Origin of the sequence: Gallaecimonas pentaromativorans, from assembly GCF_003751625.1 — a bacterium.
Lineage (GTDB): Bacteria > Pseudomonadota > Gammaproteobacteria > Enterobacterales > Gallaecimonadaceae > Gallaecimonas > Gallaecimonas pentaromativorans.
On sequence record NZ_RJUL01000005.1, the window covers coordinates 150,925 to 170,080 of the forward strand.

Here is a 19,156-nt window from a genome sequence, read left to right on the forward strand (position 1 = left end):
GGCGGCGTTTACTTGTCGATATGGCCCATATCCCGCTCTGGGGCTATCACATCGCGCACCTTTTGCTTGAGCACCTTGGCTTCGGGGAAGCCGCCGTCGCGTTTTCGCTCCCAAATCAATTGGCCGTTACAGTGAATTTCAAAGCGCCCGCCGGTGTCTGGGTGCAGAGCCAGGCTGGCGATGTCTTCGCTGAAGGTGCTCAGCAGTTCCTGGGCCATCCAGGCGGCGCGCAGCATCCAGTTGCATTGGCGGCAGTAGTAGATGTCGAGGGTGGCTTTGCTCATGGCGGCTCCCGGCTAAAAGCGGCTTTATAGCAGCTTGGCGGGCGGTAGGTAAGGCGCGGGCCGGGATGGGGGCAATAAAAAAGGAGGCATTTAGCCTCCTTTTTTGATGAGCGCCGTTACAGCAGCACCCTTGGCTCCATGTAGGCGCGCAGCCCCTCAACCCCGAACTCGCGGCCGATACCGGACTGGCCGAAGCCGCCAAAGGGCGCCTGGGGCTCGTGGCTCAGGCCGTTGATGCAGACCCGGCCGGCCAGCAGCCGGTTGGCCACTTCCCGTGCCTGGGGCTCGCCGCCGCTGACATAGGCGTGCAGGCCGTAGTCGGTGTCGTTGGCGATGGCGACCGCTTCTTCGACGCTGTCATAAGGCAGCACACTCAGCACCGGGCCGAATATTTCGTCGCGGGCGATCACCATGTCGTTGCTGACATTGCTGAAGATGGTGGGGCGCACGAAGTAGCCGGCTTCCAGCCCTTCGGGGTTGCCAAGGCCACCGGCCACCAGGCGGGCACCGCTGTCGATGCCGCGGGCAATGTAGCCTTGCACCCGCCGGTATTGAACGGCGCTGACCATGGGGCCGATATACACCGCCGGATCGCTGGGGTTACCGACCGGGTATTGGGCCAGGGCTTTGACAAGGCCGTGCTCGGCTTCGGCCAGCCGCTCTCTGGGTACCAGCAGGCGGGTACCGGCTAGACAGGCCTGGCCACTGTTATTAAAGGCAATGGCTAGGGCCAGGGGCAGGGCGGCCTCGAAATCGGCGTCCGGCAGCAGGATATTAGGGGACTTGCCGCCCAGCTCCAGAGTAACCCGCTTTAAGGTAGCGGCTCCTTCGCGCTGGATATAGCGGCCGGTGCCGGTAGAGCCGGTAAAGGAGATCTTGGCAATGTCGGGGTGGGCAACCAGTGCCTTGCCGACGGTTTCCCCTGTGCCTTGCACCATGTTGAACAGGCCGGCCGGCAGTTGCGCTTCGTCGATGACTTGCGCGATCAGCTGGTTTTGGCGGGCGCTCAGCTCACTGGGTTTGACCACCACCGGGCAGCCGGCAGCGAGGGCCGTGGCCAGTTTTGAGCAGATAAAACCGATGCTGGAGTTCCAGGGGGTGATAAGGCCTGCAACCCCCAGGCCTAGGTATTGCACCTCGGCCTGGCCGCGGCGTTCGGTAAAGGCAAAGCGGCGCAGGGTGTCGATGTTGCTGCGAATGGCGGCACTGGCATAGCCGATACGTTGACGCACACCGGTGATGGGGCCGCCGTATTCGGCGACGGTGACGTCAATCATCTCCTCCAGGTGCCGGTCGACGGCGGCGGCCAGGCGCTCGAGCCAGGTGGCCCGTTCTTCTAGCTGGCTGTAACGGGCCATGGGTAGGACTGCTTTGGCAGCGGCCACTGCCTGGTTAAGCTCGTCGCCAGTGCCTAGCCGCAGCCGGGTTGTGGGTTGCCCTGTTGCCGGATCGTCGAGAGTCAGCCATTCCTTGCCCGATGCTGCTACCTGACGGCCGTTGATATAGTGGGTGTCGATACTGAACATGGTGCGCCTCATAAACGGTGGGCTGGATTGCCCTGCCAGCTTATGAGGCAGCTTTGCCAAGAGGTAGCAGGATACTACCCGTTGATTGCCTGATCCTGCTCAATGTGATTTTGCCAATGCTGCATATCCTGCATTGGAGGCAGGCCGAACAGACGCCGGTACTCGCGGCTAAATTGCGACGGGCTTTCATAACCCACGGCAAAGGCAACACTGGCCGCCTCGGCTTTGCCGGTCATCAGCTGGCGGCGCGCTTCGATGAGCCGCAGCTGCTTTTGGTATTGCAGCGGCCCAAGACTCATCACCGCTTTGAAGCGCCGATGAAAATGCGACACGCTCATGCCGGCCTGACTGGCCAGCTCTTCCACCTTCAGCGGTTCGGCAAAATGTTGGTTAAGCCAGCTGAGGGCCCGGTTTAACCCTTGCTCGCGGCCTTTTAGTAAGGTGCGGGCCAAGGCCTGACCGTTAGTGCTTTGCAGCAAGTAGTAGAGGCACTCGTTTCGAAGCAGCGAGCAGAGATAGCGGTCGCCGCCGCTTTGGTGCTGCGCCAGTAACCGTGCTATCACGTCGGTCAACGGCGCTGGGCAATGGCCGATAAAGCTGACTGGGTTTAGCTCTTTGCCGTCAGGTACTGCCATCTCGCTCTGGGTGAGGAGGTTAAAAATATCCTCTGCTTCAAAGCGCAGGGTCAGCCCCAGATAAGGAGCGTCGGGGCTGGCGTTAACCACCTGGCCGCTAAGGGGCAGTTTTACTCCGCTTATCAAAAACTCCCCGGCGCCGTAGCGACAATTCTGCTCGCCAATCTTAAGGGCTTTCTGGCCTTGCAAGGCGATACATACCGAGGGGCGCAACATGCCACTTTGCATTGCGGTTGGTGCATCAAAGCGCACCAGCGACATGAAGGGGATGGCCGGGCTATCTATAACCCCAGGCTTTGAAATGGTCAGGGCCATTTCCTTGGCCAAGGCGGCAAAGCGCGATGCCATATTCTGGCGCTCCTTGGTAATAGACGGTGTCTGGCACTATGGCATAGCCTTTTGGGATTTTTAAGAAAGCGAGGCCTATTCGCGCTTTATGGCTCCCTGCTCAAGGTGGTTACTTGTAGCTGCGCTTTACCCTCTAACGCTTGGGCCAGGGCCTGGAAGGGGGCGGCGGCGATATGGGCATCGAGGGCGGCTTGGTCGCGCCAGCGCTCCAGCATCACCAGCCGGGTGCTGTCTGCGCTGTCGCGATAAAGGTGGTAGTAAAGACAACCGTCTTCGTCTTGGGTTTTAAGTTCCACCGCTTTAAGGGCCGCCAGTACCTCGGCTTCAAAGCCTTGCTCGGCCACAATGGTGGCAACCACCGCCAGTTCTTCATGCATCACTGCTTCTCCTGATTAAAAAACACCGGCTGCCTCGCTTGAGGGCCGGTGTCAGGGTGCGCCGGTTAGCCTTTGCCAAAAAGCCCCGTCGCTGGGAAAGACTTTCGCGCAAAAAGCGAAAGTGAAGGGCTGGCCTTAGCCGAGCCGCGCCCCTTGGCGCAGGATCTGTGGCGGAATGCCAAAGCCGCGGATAAAGACTTCGCGCATATGGCGGCGGTCGCGAAAGCCGGTTTCTTTGGCTATCACGTCCAGGGTCTGGCGGCTTTGTTCAATCAACAGGCGCGCCGCTTCCAGGCGCATACCTTCTACGGCCTTAGCCGGGGTATGACCGGTTTCCTGGCGAAACACCCGGCTGAATTGGCGGGGGCTCAGGTGTACGGCGGCGGCCAGGTCGTCAACGGTCAGGCTGCCTTTGAGGTTACGCCGGGCGTATTCCAGGGCGTTTTGGATGCGGCTGGACTTGGGGGAAAGGTCCACCCTCTCGGAATGCTGGCTTTGGCCGCCGGAGCGTTTTTGGCTCATCACCAGTTTGTGGGCCACAGAGCGGGCCACTTCGCTGCCAAGGTCCTGCTCGACCATGGCCAGCGCCAGGTCCAGGCCTGCGGTCATGCCGGCAGAAGTCCAGATATTGCCGTCTGCCACATAGATGCGGTTGGCGTCGATATGGACATCGCTAAAGCGCTGCTGCATGTCACCGGCCAGGGCCCAATGGGTGGTGGCGGTTTTGTTGGCAAGGAGGCCCGCTTCAGCCAGATAAAAGGCGCCGGAGCAAATGGCGGCCATGCGCTTGGCATGAAAAGCGGCATTTTGTAAAAAGCGCTTTTTGGCCTGGCTGGCCGGGGCGGCCATGGGGTCGTTGACGCCGCCCACTATCCAGGTGTCGGCCGTGCTGTGTTCGTCCACGGCGCGGGTTTGCACCACCATCCCCAGAGAAGAGCGAATATCGCCGCCTTGCATGGAGTAATTTTCCACCTGGTAGAACTTTTCTCCAAAGGTGAGGTTGGCGGACTCGAAGACCGCCTGGGTAGACAGTGCCATGACTTGAAAACCCTCTTCCAACAAAAAGCCGACCTTGTGCATAACGTCCTCGATTTTTCCGGGCCCGGCTTGCCGGGCTTCGCCTCACTTTCTGGCCGGTTGCGACCATGAAAGCCGTTTCTGGCCGGGAGCCCCCGGCGATGGCTAGCTGCGTGCCCTGGGGTGATGCACCAGGGTCAGCCAGATGTAAAAGGCAGCCAGCACCAGGCACATGCCTGAGCGCCGCGCCGCCAATGAACCGCGCCCGCTGGGGTATAGGGCCCCGGCCAGTGCATTGGTGAGAAACAGGCCGCCAACCAGCAGTGCGGCGGTCAAGGTGGCGGCTGCGGTGCGCAGCTGCCTTGCCATTGTTCTGCCCATCCGGCCCCGGCGTGGGCGGCTCAGCAGCCCCACTAGCGGCAGGGCAAATACCCCCAGCAGGCTGGTTACAAAGAGTGCCAGCAGGGCGATATCCACCAGTGCCAGGCCACAGACCAGTAACCCCAGCCGGCTAATGCCCACCAGCGGCATCGCCAGGCCATGGCCGATAAGGCTGGCCGCGCCTTTTAACCTGGGTTTGAGCACATTGGCGTTGGTCATCACAAGGCTCCTTGGGGCTGATGGGTTAGGCCGCGTTACGCTGGCTCAAGACGATGCCGGTAACGGCTGGACACGCCTTGGGCGGTGCAGGGTATAAAGATTCCTGGGCCTTGCCGGTGTGGCTTGAGGCTCCGGGCGGACATTTAGATGTTTCTCAACAAATTCAATAAATTGCTGCGGCTTTAACGGGCGGGAGAAATGAAAGCCCTGGAGAATGTCGCATTGGTATTGTTGCAACAGGCGCAGCTCTTCGACCGACTCAACCCCTTCGGCGATAACCTTGAGATTAAAGCTGTGGGCTAGGTTGATAATGGCGCGCACGATGGCGTCGTTGTCTTTGGTGACATGCAGCCCCTGGACAAAAGAGCGGTCGATTTTGAGTTTGCTGACGGCAAAGCGCTTGAGGTAGGCGAGGTTGGAATAGCCGGTGCCAAAATCGTCGATGGACAACTGCACCCCCAGCGCTTTGAGCTGGTCGATGATCTGGGTGACTCGCTGGGAGCTCTCAATCAGCATGGACTCGGTCAGCTCCAGTTCTAACAGCGCCGGGTCGAGCCCGGATTGGTCCAGGGCTGCTTTCACGTCAGCCACCAGGTCGCCTTGCTTGAAATGCACCCCGGAGCAGTTGACACCGATAACGATGCGGCCAAGGCCCTGGCGCTGCCAGATAACCGCCTGCTTGCAGGCTTCACTGAACACCCAGCGGCTGATGGGGATTATCATGCCACACTCTTCCGCGGCCGGGATGAACTCGGTAGGGGAGATGGCGCCGGCCACCGGGTGTTCCCAGCGCAGCAAGGCCTCGGCGCTGACAATATGGCCGCTCTGAACGTCAAACTGCGGTTGGTAGTAGAGGGTGAGTTCGTTGTTTTCAAAGGCCTGGCGCAGCTCGGTTTGAATTTGCAGGCGGCGCAGGCCGTCTTCTCCCATCTCGGCCGAGTAATAAGCGTAAGTGTTACGCCCGGCGGCCTTGGCGGCATAAAGGGCCATGTCGGCGGCTTTGAGCAAGGTGTCGTAATCCTTGCCGTGCTCGGGGTACATGGCCACGCCAATGGAAGGGGTCACGCCCAGGCGGACATCGCCGTCCATCACCGGGCTGACAAAATGTTCCAAGATGGCGTCCAGCAGGTCGCGCAGCATGAAGATGTCTGGCACCCGGGCCAGGGCCAGGTATTCATCGCCGCCGAGGCGGGCCACCACGCTCAGGCGCGGGCGCATGCTGCTCAGGCGACTGGCCACTTCCTGCAATACCCTGTCGCCCACTTCGTGGCCCAGGGTGTCGTTGATGGTTTTAAAACCGTCGAGGTCGAAATACAGCAGCACCGCCATTTCGCCACGCTGATTGGCGTCGTTCACCACCTTGTCGAACTGTTCACCTAGCTGCCAGCGGTTGGGCAGGCCGGTCAGCGGGTCGTGGTAAGCCATAAAGGCGATGCGCTCTTCGCTTTGGCGGCGCTCGGAGATGTCCTGCAGGGTAAGGATGGCGCCATCCGCCTGCTGGGTATTGGGGTAAGCCCGGACTTCCACCGGTACCACTTTGCCGTCGACATTGATAAAGGCGCAGTCTTCGCAGTGGAAATACTCGCCTTTCCCCACCGCAGCCAGCACTTGCTCGCTGAGTTGGTCGGGAAAACCGCGCTGGTCGATAAAGTGGCTGTCGATGCGGCTGTCGAGCAGGGCCTCGGGGTTTTCAAAGCCGAATAGGGCCGCGCCGGCCAGGTTGCAGTAGGTACAGTGGCCTTGGTCGTCTATCACAAAGATCGGGTGACCAACGGCATTGAGCAGGTAATTGACCCGTGCTTCGCTACTTTGAAAGCGTTCCACCGCTTGCCATTCCCGCTGTTTGGTTATCAGCAATTTGCGGCTCAGCCAGTGTTGTACCAGGAATAAAATGGCGCAAAGGGCGCAGGCGAGCAGGGCATAGGCCTGCCACTGGGCCAGGTAATCGCGGCTGGAAAGGCCAACCTCCAGCACCAACGGCAGATTAGGCAGGGTGCGGTAGCTGTACAGGCGGCTTTGGTCGTCCACAACCGACGGCATGGTGGTAAGGCCGTCACTGCCGTCATGGATCAGTTTTTGGTCGGCCTGCACTGTAGGGTACTGGCGGTAGATATCCGGCAGGGCAGGGCGGCGCAGCAGGATGTCGCCGCTGTTTTGCTGGCGCAGCAAGATCTCGCCATCTTTACCGATATCCAACTGGGCAAAGAGTGCGGTAATGGCTTTTAACGACAAGCTGGTGGCGACCCAGCCTTCGGGGAAGGTTTTGTCTTTGCCATAGACCGGCACCGCTAGGTGCAGCACCTGATTTACCCGGTCTGGCTCTATAACGATGGCTTGGGCGGTGCTGGTAGAGCTGAGCAGTTTGCGAAAGAAAAGGGCCGGGGAATAGAGCTTGTCGATGCTGGGGATGTCGTTAGCCGGTTGGGAGCGAAAGATCACCTGCCCCTGATCGTTCAGCACATCAAAGTAACGGCTGAAGGACATTTGTTCGGCCAGTTGGATCAGGTGTTTTTTGTCCGCCGCCAGTTGGTGGCCTTGAGCGAAGAAAGAGGGCGGTAACAGGTTGGCGATACGGTCTAAATCGACCCTGACTGGCTCGATAAGCCCTTGGTCGAGCTGCGATTCCAGTGCCAGGCTCAGGTTTTGCAGCTCAGCTTCGGTGTGGCGTTTGGTCTGCAGATAAGAGGCGACCAGAAAGCCTGCCAGCAGCACTACCAATATGGCGCTAAAGCCAAGCCAAAGTTTTTTGTAAGGGTTCGGCGGGGTGGTCAGCAGGGTGAAATCGCTGTCATCACTCATGGCTGTTACTCCGCGTTTTCACCATTTGCAGCCCGTGGCGTTGAAAGCTGTGCCGGGGCTGGACTTTGGGGGATGGCGCTTTGAGGATCAGCAGATGAGGGCCAAAACCAGGCTCCCAGAGCATGGCGTAGACAACAGGGATCTTTTTAAATCCCACTTTAGGCCGCTGCCTGGATTTGATGTTGTCCTGTTGCATTGCCATTGCCTCCGAGGAGCACCTTAAAGGACGAAATCGCGTTACGGATTTCCGTTATGGGTGATCCTAGAAAAGGCTGGCGAGTAAAACACTTCTACCTAGGCTGGATTGGCGTTGCGCCTTGGTTTGAACCTCTTATACCTAAGTATGGATAGCGGTCATCAATGACGGATTTCAGACGGCCAAAGGCCAGACAAACGTAAATACAAACCAAGGTATAGGTTGCCCATACTTTTATATGAATGTTAGCGCGCCAAGGTATGGATGGAATTTAAGCAGCTGCCCGGTAATCTAAATGCGCATCTGGCGGATATTTTTTATCTGCAAAGAAGCGGCTTGGTAATAACGATGTATGAGGTTGTTTTTTCTCTTTGGTATTGACTCGCAACCTCTGGGCGCTATTCCTTTATCCCCCGCACTGGTCGCTTCGGCGAAAATTTAAGCGACAACTGGCCTGAATGGCCAGTTTTTTTATCTGAAATTCGCCCCGTTTGGGGAGTGATACCTTCGCTGTGCAAAGACAATACGTGCTAAAACCAAGGGCCCAAATGCGGGCCCTTGGTTAGCTTAAAGAGACGACAACGGGGTTAGGCGCTTAAGGCCTCGTCGAGGCAGGCAATCATTTGTTCGGCAGAAAAAGGCTTGCTGAGCATGCAAAGGGCGCCGTCCGGCTTTTGCTTTGTTTTGCTCTCAAAATGCGCCGAGATAATGATGACGGGCAGCGGGTTTGCTTCGTTTTTTAACTTATCCAGCAGTTCCAGGCCACTCATGCCCGGCATTTGCACATCGACGATAAGGCATTGGCACTGACTGTGGCTATAAGCTGCAGAGGCAAGGAAAGCTTCGGCGCAATCAAATTCCACAGCCTGGTATCCCAGCACTCTTACCAAGCTATTTAACGCAGCCCTTATCGGGGCTTCGTCATCAACGATTGCAACTAACGATGGGGTCGACAAAACGGCATACCTGTCTAGTGAGAAAGGCCGGGATAAACCGACTGCTACACGATAGCGCAATCAACACCAGAGCAACATCATACTGAGGTATAAAAAAGATTTTGCTTATTCTGCTGATTTTTTGAGCGACTCGGCCATTCTGACCAGCTCAGCGAAGGTCTTTGCCTTCATTTTTTTCATCGCGTTGCCGCGATGCACTTTTACCGTAATCAGGCTCAGGGAAAGCTCACCGGCGATTTGTTTATTCATCAACCCGGATACTGCCAGCTGCATCACCTCCTGCTCACGAGGGGTGAGGGTGTCAAAGCGTTGCTGAACGTCAACGCTTTCCAGCTCACTGGAACGGCGATTTTGATCTTTGTCTAAGGCGGCCATCACCGCATCTAGCAAGTCCTGGTCACGAAAAGGTTTAGCCAGAAAATCCACGGCGCCGGCTTTCATGGCCCGCACCGACATGGCGATATCGCCAAAGCCGGTGATCATGATGATGGGCACCATAATGCCCTGGTCGGCCAATTGGCGCTGAAAATCCAGGCCGCTGGCACATTGCAGCCGCACGTCCAAAATAAGGCAGCAGGGGTTTTTGGGCATCTCAAAGCTCAGAAACTCGGCCGTAGACGAACAGGCTTTGACAACCAGCCCTACAGAGCGCAACAAGCTGCTTAACGAGTCGCGGACGCTTTGCTCATCGTCAACAATAAAAACCTGAGTGCCATCGGTGTTGGTGCTGGCTTTAATCACTGCTTACTTCCTCTAACCGGGGGAGCGTGAATTCCACGCTGGCCCCGCCTTCTTCGCGGTTTTGCGCTTTGATGGCGCCGCCATGCATATCGATGATGGAGCGGCAAATCGACAATCCCATACCCATGCCGGTGGCCTTGGTGGTGACAAAGGCCTTGAACATGTTGCCAGCCACCTCTTGCGATAAGCCGGGGCCGTTGTCATTGACGGTGCAAACCGCCGGGTTGGCGTCGCTCAGTACGATGGATATTTGCCGGTAACGCTGCTCGGTGCTGGCCAGTGCCTGAATAGCGTTAAGCAGCAGGTTAATCACAACCTGCTGTAACTGAATGTAGTCGCCCATCACCGGCGTGGCCTTGAGCTGGGTTTTGACGATGACCCTCTCGGCTTTGAGTTCGCGCTCAACCAAGGCAAGTGATTCCTTGACCACATCCTGCAGATCCAAGGGGGCGTGAACCTGCTCGGTCTTGCGGGCTAGGTTACGTATGCGTTTGATCACTTCACTGGCCCGGCGCGCCTCGTTAATGATGCGGTTCATGCAATCGCTGACTTCAACAAGATCGGGCGGATCGCGCTTTAGCCAGCGCAAAGAGGCTTCACCGGTGGTGGTGATGGAGGCCAGCGGCTGGTTTATCTCGTGGCTAAAAGAGGCGGCCAGTTCACCCAGGGTGCTGAGCCTGGCGGCGTGCGCCAACTCGGTTTGTGCTTGATGCAGGGCGGCGTCGGCCTGTTTGTGGTCGGTAACATCGTTGTTGGTGATAAGAATGCGAGTGGGGTGGCCCTGGTTATCTCGGATAAGAGACCAGCGGCTAGAGACGATAACCGGTTGCCCGTCTTTACCGATTTGGGTGAGCTCCCCCTCCCACTGGTCGTGGCTGGTCAGCCATTCTTTGGCTTCGGCGCGGCTAGAGGGATATTGGGTCGCCAGTATGTCGTCGCTGCTGCGCCCCTTTACCTCGTCAAAGTGCCAGCCGTAAAGGCTGGTGGCGCCAGGGTTCCACAGCTCAATCTTGTCTTGTAGGTCGGTCAGGACGATGGCGTCGTGAGTCTGGCCAAGTATTTGTACCTGGCGTTTGAGGGCGTCTTGGAAACTTTTGTTACCCATGGCCAAGGCCGAGGTGATGCAAATGGCGGCCAGGCTGACCAGGCAGCGAGCAAAGGCGGATGACTCGAAATCGATACCGTGGGATAGGAAAAAGGCAAAGACGGTCAGCACGATGGAGGCGATGGACATCAGCAACAGGCCTTTTTGGCTAAACAGTCTAATGCCCATCAGGATCACCACCACATAAAGTACGGCAACGGCAATATCCAAGTATGTCAGGGTATCAATAATGAAAATAGCCAGTGTAGCCAGCAATATCAGTGCCTTCAGCAATACGTGGCTAACCCCTGAAGACAACAATGTGGCAAAAGGATATTTATTTATCATGGCATGGGAGGACTAAATAAATTCCTAAAAGGGAACATGTCAAGTGTCATCTATGTTTGATGAAATATGACTGCTTTGCAATGCATATCCGCATACTCTGCTAGACCACAGGAGATTGTAACGTTAATAACGTTAATTATGCGTAGTATTTTAAGGCTATTGAAAACTACTAATGGCGCTAATTAAGTGCGATAGCTACGGTTTTTCCTTAAGGCTTTAACTTATACAAATTCAGACAATAGGTTAATCACCGTTATTTACACGCTCTTGATAACAGAGTATTTCCAACCTGCGCTCGATTCTCCGTTACCTTTGTACAGGGATTAGCCGGAAGGCAAGCGACAAAATACATAATGCAGCCCCGCTGGGGCATATTAACTTGGCTAGGAGTGGCCGAGGTTCCGGCAGGACAAATAAAACAAGGAATCGATTATGAAAGTCACGCGGGCTGAAGCTCAGGCCAACCACGAGCGGGTTTTGGAGAGTGCCTCGCAGCTGTTTCGCCAATGGGGGTTTGACGGGGTCAGTGTCAATGCCCTGATGCAGTCGGCCGGGCTGACGCGAGGCGGCTTTTACGGCCACTTTGAATCGAAGCAGCAACTGGTCATCCAGTCTTTGCAGTTGATGCTGGAAGAAAACGACCTTCAATGGCAACTGCTGGCCAAACAGGGGCTACCGTCGCTGGTCAATTACTACCTTTCCCCCGATCACCGCGACACGCCGCAGCAAGGATGCATGCTGGCGGCCTTAAACGCCGATATCTCTCGCCAACAACCGGCGGTAAAAGGGCTTTTTAACAGTGGCGTGAGTAACCTGATGACGCTGCTGGCCTCCTGCGCGCCAGGGGGAACTGAGCAAGAACAGAAAAACAATGCGACGGTTTGGCTTTGTATTTTGGTTGGGGCCTTGTCGCTATCGAGGGCGGTCGCTGATGAGCAGCTCGCCGAATATATTTGCCAACAGGCGATTGGCAGTATCTTGCAAAGTAAATAGTAAAAAAGGCCCCTGGTGGGGCCTTTTTAGCGGCGCTGTTATTTCAAGTGCTCTTTGAGCGCGGTGCCAGCTTGGTCGAGGGCGGCTTCTACTGCCGGTACGTCAGCCAGGGCATTGAGCAGGCCGAAGTCGTGGATGAGTCCGTTGTAGCGAACGGAAGTGACATCTACACCGGCAGCGTTGAGCTTACGGCCGTAGGCTTCGCCTTCATCACGCAGCACATCTTCTTCTGCGGTTTGAATAAGGGCCGGCGGCAAGCCTTTGAGTTCTTTGATGCTGGCGCGCAGCGGTGAAGCGTAGATCTGGGCGCGGTCTTTGGGGTTGGTGGTATAGGCATCCCAGAACCATTTCATCATCGGGCGGGTCAGGAAGTAACCCTCGGCATACTTCTTATAAGAACCGGTATCAAAGTTGGCATCGGTTACCGGCCACAGCAGCAGCTGGAAGCGGATATGAGGGGTGCCTTTGTCTTTGGCCATCAGGCTGACAACGGCTGCCATGTTGCCACCGACGCTGTTACCGGCAACGGCCAGCTTGCTGCCGTCAACACCGATCTCTTTACCGTGTTCTGCAACCCATTTAGTGGCGTCATAAGCCTGATTGATGGCAACAGGGTAATGAGCTTCCGGTGACGGGGTGTAGTCAACGTAGACAGCGACGTCGCCGGAGCGGACAACCAGGTCACGGATCAACCGTTCGTGAGTGGGGTAGTCGCCCAGGATCCAGCCACCGCCGTGGAAGAACATGAAGGCAGGCAAGTCACCGGTGCTGCCTTGGGGGCGCACAATCACCAGTTTGATGTCTTTACCGTTGGTGTGAATGACCTTGGTGGTGACATCGGCAGGAGGCAGCTCAGCGCCTTTTTGAGCACCGGTCAACACGGCGCGGGCCTCTTTAGGAGTCAGCTCCTGCATCGGTTTACCACCGCTACTGTTCAGTGCTTTAAGGAATGCGGCAACGTGGCGTTCAGTGTGCGTGTCGGTGGCGGCAGCAAAGGCACTGTTTACAGTGAGGGCCAGAGCAGAAGCAGCAAGAATTTTGGTAATGCCTTTCATGATATTTTCCTCTTAAGTGGTTTGGTTTCGAGAACGAGGATTAAGTTATCGCAATAATCATTATCGCGATAACTTAAAGCGCCGATAGGTGCTATCGCTTTTTCACAAGCGGCTGAGCCGCCTTTACCACCAGGTTGTCTCCATGATCGTTTCGTCATGGTGAGTCATTGTTTTTATTAAGCTTTAAAATTTAATACGAATCAGTATCGTGGAATGGCTCGGCCTTGGTAAGGGGGGAGAGGTAAAACGTCTGTTAATGGTGACGCGATAAGGATTTGAGTCGAAAAAACTTATCCTTTTGATAAATATGTGTTTTTAATCTTTTCGCCTGAGGGCGCCCGTTAGCCAAGCTTGCCGATACGACCGGCGAGCTGTTTTTTTGAGAAGCGCCATGCACCGTGGCTTGCGGCAGGCGGCGGACTGTTTCGTACCCAAGGCTATTGGGGGCAGCGTAAAAAGAGATTTTCTTGTGCAAGAACAACTTGCTCTTTTTGGTGAAAAAATGTGCTTGCCATTGACCTTGTCGATGAACTAAAGCTTTATGACCACCGAGCACAAGGAGGCGAAAGATGAACGAGAAAAACGTGAAGAAGAAACTGCCCAAGCCCTTGGTTTTAGCGGAGCAGCAGCCATTGAAGGACCAGCGAGTCGAAGATGAACTTCCTGATTTTTCAAATGAAATTCATGACTTTTGCCCTTCAAGGGACAGAGACTACGGCCCCCTGGAGCGCTAGGTGGTTGGGTGACAACGAAGCTGAAGCAGATTTTTATTTTTATGCCAAACTCTAGCCAGCGAATCTAAACTCAGCGATAAATGATTGTCACCTAAAGAAAAAGGAGTGGATATGAAGCGTACATTGACTTTGGCTGCCCTGGTTGTGGCATCTACCGCACTTTTTGGCTGCTCCAGCAACACCAGCAGCCAAAGTGAGATGTTGTCCAACAAGCTCGACCAGCTGAGTTCGAAGGTAGATAAGATTGCCTCCGATCAGGCGATGCTGAAGCAGGAAGTACAAGATGCCAAAGCTGCCGCCGAACAGGCCAGCATGGAGGCCAAACGGGCCAACCAGCGCATCGACAATATGTCTTCGACCTACTACAAAAAATAAAAAAAGGCGCCGCTGGCGCCTTTTTTAATACCTCTTTTTAGTTCAACCATCCCACCAATTGCGGTACCCCTGGTTGCAATCGCAGTGCTTCGCGTACCTTACTGTCGTCTATGGTTTTCTCACTCAACTGCCGTTGCTGGGTGCGTGACAGGGTCAATACTTGGGTGTCTTGCCCGGTGCGGGACAGCGGCTTGTGCACTTCCATGTAGAAGCGGCCATCGGGCTCTTTGGCCGTTTTTACCGGCTCGTTGATGATCCTGACCTGGGTGCCAGCTGGCACCATGGCAAAAAGGCTTTCGATGTCCTTGGGCTCAAGGCGGATACAACCGGCGCTGACCCTCATACCAATTCCGACATCTTGATTAGTGCCATGAATGAGATATTCGCCATGGCCAAAACCCAGGCGCATGGCAAACAGGCCCAACGGATTGTCTGGCCCTGCGGGTACCACATCGGGCAGGGTTTTACCTTCGGCGGCGAAGCGGTCGCGGGTGCCTTGGGTTGGGGTCCAGGTGGGGTTTTTCTCTTTTTGTACGATCTTGGTCACACCAAGGGGCGTATCCAGGCCGATACGACCAATACCTACCGGAAAAACATAAAGTTTTTTCGCACTGTTGTCGAAGTAGTAAAGACGGAGTTCGGCAAGGTTGATCACTATCCCTTTGCGCTCGACGTTGGGTACCAATAGCGCGGTAGGCAAGGTGATTCGGGTACCGGGAGGGGGCAGCAGAGGGTCCAACCCCGGATTGGCTTCGATGATGTTCAAAGGGCCTACGCCAAAGCGCCGGGCGATTTTCTCAAAGGAATCGCCGTGTTTGACGATATAGGTACTGGGCTTTCCAAGTATCGCCTGATTTGCAGCAGGCATGGGAAAGACCGCACAAAAAGCAGGAAGGGTAGTCACGAACAGCAGGGCTATCAAAAAACGCATGGCGTCCCCAATGGCGGATGGCACTGTTGTTCATCTTATCCTGTTTAGTAAGACGATTGCTGAATGCCGGCCTGTCTGGATGCGAGCTGGTTAGCATTTGTACAAAAATAGAGGCGCTAAATGCCCTGTGTGGGATAGAATACTTGACACTTTTGCTTGGTCTTTAACCCAGTGTCAAATTTGGCGGCAAAGTACCGCCCGGGAGGGAATCCTACTAACCAATGCGTATTTATCGGCGGGATGTCGATAAGCCATTATCAACATGTCGGAGCCAGTATGACGATCGCCCGTAAGTTCTCTCTCGCCATTTTGTCCCTCCTTGTCGTTTTTGTTGTTGTATTGAGTGTTGCCAGTGTCATGAGTACACGCCAGGAGACCCTTGATGCAGCCAATCAACAGGCCAGCCAGGCAGCTGAGCAGACTCATCGCATTCTCAGTGTGACCAACCAACTGATGCTGGCGCAGGTTCACAGCTCCATGTCGGTATTAAAAACCATGGGCTTGCAACTGGGAACGCCCGCGCTTGGCAGCGAAGTAACAGTGATGGGCCGTGCAGTGCCCGACCTGCTGCTGGGTAGCCAAAGCCAAGCCAACCAATACCAATTGGTGGACAGCCTGACCGAGAAAATGGGCGGCACTGCGACCTTGTTCGTCAAATCCGGTAACGATTTTGTCCGCGTCTCTACCAATGTCAAAAAAGAGGGCCAGCGAGCCACCGGCACTGTGCTGGCGCCTTCCGGCGCTGCCATGGCTGCTATTCGCCAGGGCCAGCCTTTTTACGGCCAGGTGGATATTCTGGGCTCGCCCTACCTCACCGGCTATGAGCCCATGCGTGATGGTGCCGGGCAAGTGATTGGTATCTGGTACGTCGGTTACAAGGCCGATATGGCGGTATTGCAGCGATTTGTTGAGCAAAGCCGGGTTATGACAAATGGCTTTGTTGCCCTTCAGGACAACCTTGGCCGGATACGTTTTCACTCCACCAGCCAAGATGACGCCACAATCGCCAAGGCCTTGTCCGGGGACGCATCCCATTGGACCCTGGCCAAGACCGACTTCACCCCTTGGGGCTACAAGATTGTTACCGGCCTGGATAACCGCGAAGTCAGCGACATTATCTGGCAAAAAAGCCTGTGGTTGCTGGGCTGTGTTGTGGTTGGTGGTGCCATCTTGATGGCGGTGCTGCTGATATTGCTACGCCAGATGGTGACGGCCCCTCTTAATGGCGTAAACAGCCGCCTGCAGGCCATTACCGACGGTGACGGCGATTTGACCCTGCGCCTCAATGCTACCGGCAATGACGAATTGGCAGTGATGTCCCGCGGTTTTGACAAGCTGCTCGACCAGGTTCACGAGACGGTCAGCCAAGTCAAGCAAATGGCGTGCACCTTGACCGAGTCTGCCAAGTCCATGTCTGCTTTGGCTGAAGAGTCCGACCGGGCCCAAGGTGAGCAGGTCAAGGATACCGACATGGTGGCCGCTGCTATTGAGCAGATGAGCCAATCCATTGCCGAGGTGGCTAACCGCATCGAAGATACAGCCGGTTTCACCCGCGAGACCGACCAGCAGGGTAGCGAAGGGCAAAAAATGCTGGCCCGCACTCAATCTGCCATCGGTAAACAGGCAGAGGAGCTGGGGGATGCCAAGGCGGTGATCACCGAGTTGAGTAAAGCCAGTGACGCCATCGGTAAAGTACTGGAGGTTATCCAGCATATTGCCGAGCAGACCAACCTGTTGGCCCTTAATGCGGCCATTGAGGCGGCCCGGGCAGGTGAGCAAGGCCGAGGTTTTGCGGTGGTCGCGGACGAGGTACGCTCACTGGCCAGCCGCACCCAAACCTCTACCGAAGAAATTCACCAAATGATTGCCACCCTGCAGGGCAATGCCGCCCAAGCCAGCGCCGTGATAGAGCTCAGCAGCGCCAGTGCTACCGACAACGCCGATGCGGTGGCCGAGCTTGCCGAGAACCTCAGCGCCATCCTGGCGGCGGTATCTAACATCAACAGGTTTAACACCGACATCGCCGCTTCTGCTCACGAGCAGCAAATCGTTGCCGAAGACATCAACAAAACCCTGGTGTCGCTGGCGGACGGTTCCAATAAAAATCGGGAACTGTCGGAAAAAACCCTTAGCCATGCCAACCAGTTGAATGGCTATGCCGAGCAGTTGGAGCGCTTGGTCGGCAATTACCGCACCCATTAACCTTGTCAGGGCCGGCTTTGCCGGCCCTATTCAGCTTTTTCCGAGCTAAATCCCCCTTTTACCGTACTGATTTTTACCTCTTCAGCCTTTAAGATCCCCAGTCTTACGATTTTTGGGGTGATCATCTTGACCGAAAAACTTCAGGCGTTCTGGCAAAGCCATGCCGAACTCATCATGGACGTGGGCTACAAGGCCTTGTTGGCCATCGTGGTGGTATTGGCGACCATGGTGTTGTCTGGCTGGGCCCGGCGCTCTGTCAGCAAGGCCCACCAGCGCCTGCACCGCCTGGATGCCACCTTGGTGCCTTTGCTGAGCAGCCTGGCTGCCTACGCCATTTACTTGGTGGGGGTGGTGATTGTTCTTGATATCCTTGGTTTTAATACCTCCAGCCTGATAGCCCTTTTGGGCGCCGCTGGCCTGGCTGTGGGCCTGGCGCTTAAAGACACGCTCAGTAACATTGCCGCCGGCATCATGCTGCTGATTTTGCGACCCTTTAAATTGGCCGATTTTATCGAGTGCGCCAGCTTCTCCGGCACGGTCCGGGAAGTGGGGCTCTTTACCACGGTACTGGAAACCCCGGACGGCCTTTACATCAGCGCTCCCAACAGCAGCTTGTGGGGCTCCCCCATCAAGAACTTCAGCCGCAATGGCAAGCGCCGCATGGATTTGATCGTGGGCATTTCCTACGGCGATTCCCTGGAGGCAGGCCTGACGGTACTGACTGAGCTGGCACAAAGCGAAGAGCGGGTCATGAAAGATCCAGCCTTTCAGGTGATGGTGCAAAGCATGGGAGACAGCAGCGTTAATCTGCAGCTGCGGCTGTGGTCCAGCGTGGACAACTACTGGCCGCTCTATTGGGACATGAACCGGCGCATCAAGGAGCAAATTGAAGCGGCCGGCCTGACCATTCCCTTCCCGCAGCGGGTGCTCACCATGGCCCCTGGCAGCGCGCTCACTAACAAGGATGTTGACTGATGTTACTTGCCATCTTGGCTATTTTAGGCGGCCTGGCGCTGCTGGTTTGGAGTGCTGACCGTTTTGTGGATGGCGCCGCCGCCACCGCTCGCCATGCCGGTATGCCGCCGTTGCTTATCGGCATGGTGGTGATAGGTTTTGGCACCTCGGCCCCGGAAATGGTGGTCTCGGCCCTGGCGGCGCTGGACGGCAACCCGGATTTGGCCCTTGGCAATGCCTATGGCTCCAACATCACCAACATTGCTCTTATTCTCGGCCTGGTGGCGATGCTAAGCCCCATTGCGGTGCAGTCTCAGGTCATAAAAAAAGAGCTGCCGTTACTGGGGGCCATTACGCTGCTGTCTGGGGCGCTGCTGATGGACGGTGAGCTTGACCGCCTGGACGCTGGCATCTTGCTGGGGGTCTTTGCCTTGCTGATGGGCTGGAGTATTGTCCAAGGCCTTCGCCAGCGTGGCGATGCCATTGGCCAGGAAGTGGACCTGGATTTAGACAGCCAGCCCATGGCCTTAAAGCCAGCTTTGATCTGGCTAGCTATTGGGCTGGTACTACTGGTTATCAGCTCGCGCATCCTGGTGTGGGGCGCGGTAACCATTGCCCACCACCTGGGGGTGAGCGACCTGGTGATTGGCCTGACCATCGTTGCCATCGGTACCTCGCTGCCGGAGCTTGCCTCTTCCATTGCCGCCGTGCGTAAAAATGAGCACGATCTCGCCCTTGGTAACGTGATTGGCTCCAACCTCTTCAACACCCTGGCGGTGGTGGGTATCGCAGCTGCCATCAAACCCATGAGCGTAGAAGCGCTAGTGCTGCACCGCGATTGGCTGGTGATGGCGGTGCTGACGGTATTGCTGTTTATCATGGGCTATGGTTTTAAACGCCAAGGGCGAATTAATCGCTATGAAGGCTTAATTCTTTTGCTGATTTATATTGGCTATAGCAGCTATTTATTTTACGGAATAATGAATGCCTGATTTTAAAAA

18 protein-coding genes are annotated in these 19,156 nt (G+C 56.0%); 6 read left to right on the forward strand and 12 right to left on the reverse strand.

The annotated features are described in order from the left end of the window. Positions 1 to 8 precede the first annotated feature (8 nt). The 10 genes from EDC28_RS10590 to EDC28_RS10640 all read right to left on the reverse strand — a co-directional run bounded on the left by EDC28_RS10590 (position 9) and on the right by EDC28_RS10640 (position 10,857). Positions 9 to 284: an Rdx family protein gene (locus EDC28_RS10590; RefSeq protein ID WP_050658387.1), complete on the reverse strand. Its 276-nt coding sequence runs from the start codon at positions 282 to 284 to the stop codon at positions 9 to 11. Positions 285 to 400: 116 nt separating this feature from the next. Then, on the reverse strand, positions 401 to 1,810 hold the full coding sequence (locus EDC28_RS10595) for an aldehyde dehydrogenase family protein (RefSeq protein WP_123421580.1): 1,410 nt from the start codon (positions 1,808 to 1,810) through the stop codon (positions 401 to 403). A 74-nt stretch (positions 1,811 to 1,884) separates the two neighbouring features. Beyond that, on the reverse strand, positions 1,885 to 2,793 hold the full coding sequence (locus EDC28_RS10600) for an AraC family transcriptional regulator (protein WP_123421581.1): 909 nt from the start codon (positions 2,791 to 2,793) through the stop codon (positions 1,885 to 1,887). An 86-nt stretch (positions 2,794 to 2,879) separates the two neighbouring features. After that, positions 2,880 to 3,170: a putative quinol monooxygenase gene (locus EDC28_RS10605; RefSeq protein WP_123421582.1), complete on the reverse strand. Its 291-nt coding sequence runs from the start codon at positions 3,168 to 3,170 to the stop codon at positions 2,880 to 2,882. A gap of 135 nt (positions 3,171 to 3,305) precedes the next feature. Continuing rightward, on the reverse strand, positions 3,306 to 4,250 hold the full coding sequence (locus EDC28_RS10610) for a GlxA family transcriptional regulator (protein WP_050658391.1): 945 nt from the start codon (positions 4,248 to 4,250) through the stop codon (positions 3,306 to 3,308). Between the two features lie 102 nt (positions 4,251 to 4,352). Beyond that, the gene (locus tag EDC28_RS10615) at positions 4,353 to 4,787 is read right to left on the reverse strand and encodes a hypothetical protein (protein ID WP_123421583.1); all 435 of its coding nucleotides are present in this window, start codon (positions 4,785 to 4,787) and stop codon (positions 4,353 to 4,355) included. A gap of 45 nt (positions 4,788 to 4,832) precedes the next feature. Next, complete coding sequence (locus tag EDC28_RS10620) at positions 4,833 to 7,586, reverse strand: bifunctional diguanylate cyclase/phosphodiesterase (protein ID WP_123421584.1); 2,754 nt, start codon at positions 7,584 to 7,586, stop codon at positions 4,833 to 4,835. A gap of 783 nt (positions 7,587 to 8,369) precedes the next feature. Then, complete coding sequence (locus tag EDC28_RS10630; protein ID WP_050658395.1) at positions 8,370 to 8,738, reverse strand: response regulator transcription factor; 369 nt, start codon at positions 8,736 to 8,738, stop codon at positions 8,370 to 8,372. Between the two features lie 105 nt (positions 8,739 to 8,843). Beyond that, on the reverse strand, positions 8,844 to 9,479 hold the full coding sequence (locus EDC28_RS10635; protein WP_123421586.1) for a response regulator transcription factor: 636 nt from the start codon (positions 9,477 to 9,479) through the stop codon (positions 8,844 to 8,846). After that, positions 9,472 to 10,857: a PAS domain-containing sensor histidine kinase gene (locus tag EDC28_RS10640; protein WP_244946575.1), complete on the reverse strand. Its 1,386-nt coding sequence runs from the start codon at positions 10,855 to 10,857 to the stop codon at positions 9,472 to 9,474. The genes EDC28_RS10635 and EDC28_RS10640 overlap by 8 nt, the downstream gene beginning before the upstream one ends. A 486-nt stretch (positions 10,858 to 11,343) precedes the next feature. Between EDC28_RS10640 and EDC28_RS10645 the strand changes: the two genes are divergently transcribed. Then, positions 11,344 to 11,904, forward strand: coding sequence for a TetR/AcrR family transcriptional regulator (locus EDC28_RS10645; protein WP_123421588.1), 561 nt, complete (start codon positions 11,344 to 11,346; stop codon positions 11,902 to 11,904). Between the two features lie 38 nt (positions 11,905 to 11,942). Here EDC28_RS10645 and EDC28_RS10650 read toward each other — a convergent pair whose 3' ends face one another. Next, positions 11,943 to 12,959 (reverse strand): alpha/beta hydrolase, encoded by a 1,017-nt coding sequence (locus EDC28_RS10650; protein WP_123421589.1) that lies wholly within the window; start codon positions 12,957 to 12,959, stop codon positions 11,943 to 11,945. Between the two features lie 569 nt (positions 12,960 to 13,528). On the opposite strand from EDC28_RS10650, the gene EDC28_RS20145 reads away from it, so the two are divergent. Beyond that, positions 13,529 to 13,693: a hypothetical protein gene (locus EDC28_RS20145; protein ID WP_157052901.1), complete on the forward strand. Its 165-nt coding sequence runs from the start codon at positions 13,529 to 13,531 to the stop codon at positions 13,691 to 13,693. Between the two features lie 111 nt (positions 13,694 to 13,804). Continuing rightward, positions 13,805 to 14,068 carry an Lpp/OprI family alanine-zipper lipoprotein gene (locus EDC28_RS10655; protein ID WP_050658400.1) on the forward strand — a complete coding sequence of 88 codons (264 nt, stop codon included), beginning with the start codon at positions 13,805 to 13,807 and terminating at the stop codon, positions 14,066 to 14,068. A 37-nt stretch (positions 14,069 to 14,105) separates the two neighbouring features. On the opposite strand, the gene EDC28_RS10660 is transcribed toward EDC28_RS10655, so the two are convergent. Then, positions 14,106 to 14,936 (reverse strand): L,D-transpeptidase family protein, encoded by an 831-nt coding sequence (locus EDC28_RS10660; protein WP_244946576.1) that lies wholly within the window; start codon positions 14,934 to 14,936, stop codon positions 14,106 to 14,108. Positions 14,937 to 15,356: 420 nt separating this feature from the next. Between EDC28_RS10660 and EDC28_RS10665 the strand changes: the two genes are divergently transcribed. The 3 genes from EDC28_RS10665 (at position 15,357) to EDC28_RS10675 (ending at position 19,147) form a co-directional block, all read left to right on the forward strand. Next, positions 15,357 to 17,201 (forward strand): methyl-accepting chemotaxis protein, encoded by a 1,845-nt coding sequence (locus EDC28_RS10665; RefSeq protein ID WP_170164094.1) that lies wholly within the window; start codon positions 15,357 to 15,359, stop codon positions 17,199 to 17,201. 117 nt (positions 17,202 to 17,318) lie between these two features. Further along, positions 17,319 to 18,176 (forward strand): mechanosensitive ion channel family protein, encoded by an 858-nt coding sequence (locus EDC28_RS10670; RefSeq protein ID WP_419179026.1) that lies wholly within the window; start codon positions 17,319 to 17,321, stop codon positions 18,174 to 18,176. Beyond that, positions 18,176 to 19,147, forward strand: coding sequence for a calcium/sodium antiporter (locus tag EDC28_RS10675; RefSeq protein ID WP_123421592.1), 972 nt, complete (start codon positions 18,176 to 18,178; stop codon positions 19,145 to 19,147). The genes EDC28_RS10670 and EDC28_RS10675 overlap by 1 nt, the downstream gene beginning before the upstream one ends. Positions 19,148 to 19,156 lie beyond the last annotated feature (9 nt).

What these genes read in the sequence shown, in the direction of transcription:
- EDC28_RS10590 (WP_050658387.1), bottom strand. Translation starts at nt 284, where the DNA reads ATGAGCAAAGCCACCCTCGACATCTACTACTGCCGCCAATGCAACTGG.
- EDC28_RS10595 (WP_123421580.1), bottom strand. Translation starts at nt 1,810, where the DNA reads ATGTTCAGTATCGACACCCACTATATCAACGGCCGTCAGGTAGCAGCA.
- EDC28_RS10600 (WP_123421581.1), bottom strand. Translation starts at nt 2,793, where the DNA reads ATGGCATCGCGCTTTGCCGCCTTGGCCAAGGAAATGGCCCTGACCATT.
- EDC28_RS10605 (WP_123421582.1), bottom strand. Translation starts at nt 3,170, where the DNA reads ATGCATGAAGAACTGGCGGTGGTTGCCACCATTGTGGCCGAGCAAGGC.
- EDC28_RS10610 (WP_050658391.1), bottom strand. Translation starts at nt 4,250, where the DNA reads ATGCACAAGGTCGGCTTTTTGTTGGAAGAGGGTTTTCAAGTCATGGCA.
- EDC28_RS10615 (WP_123421583.1), bottom strand. Translation starts at nt 4,787, where the DNA reads ATGACCAACGCCAATGTGCTCAAACCCAGGTTAAAAGGCGCGGCCAGC.
- EDC28_RS10620 (WP_123421584.1), bottom strand. Translation starts at nt 7,586, where the DNA reads ATGAGTGATGACAGCGATTTCACCCTGCTGACCACCCCGCCGAACCCT.
- EDC28_RS10645 (WP_123421588.1), top strand. Translation starts at nt 11,344, where the DNA reads ATGAAAGTCACGCGGGCTGAAGCTCAGGCCAACCACGAGCGGGTTTTG.
- EDC28_RS10650 (WP_123421589.1), bottom strand. Translation starts at nt 12,959, where the DNA reads ATGAAAGGCATTACCAAAATTCTTGCTGCTTCTGCTCTGGCCCTCACT.
- EDC28_RS20145 (WP_157052901.1), top strand. Translation starts at nt 13,529, where the DNA reads ATGAACGAGAAAAACGTGAAGAAGAAACTGCCCAAGCCCTTGGTTTTA.
- EDC28_RS10655 (WP_050658400.1), top strand. Translation starts at nt 13,805, where the DNA reads ATGAAGCGTACATTGACTTTGGCTGCCCTGGTTGTGGCATCTACCGCA.
- EDC28_RS10660 (WP_244946576.1), bottom strand. Translation starts at nt 14,936, where the DNA reads ATGCCTGCTGCAAATCAGGCGATACTTGGAAAGCCCAGTACCTATATC.
- EDC28_RS10665 (WP_170164094.1), top strand. Translation starts at nt 15,357, where the DNA reads ATGAGTACACGCCAGGAGACCCTTGATGCAGCCAATCAACAGGCCAGC.
- EDC28_RS10675 (WP_123421592.1), top strand. Translation starts at nt 18,176, where the DNA reads ATGTTACTTGCCATCTTGGCTATTTTAGGCGGCCTGGCGCTGCTGGTT.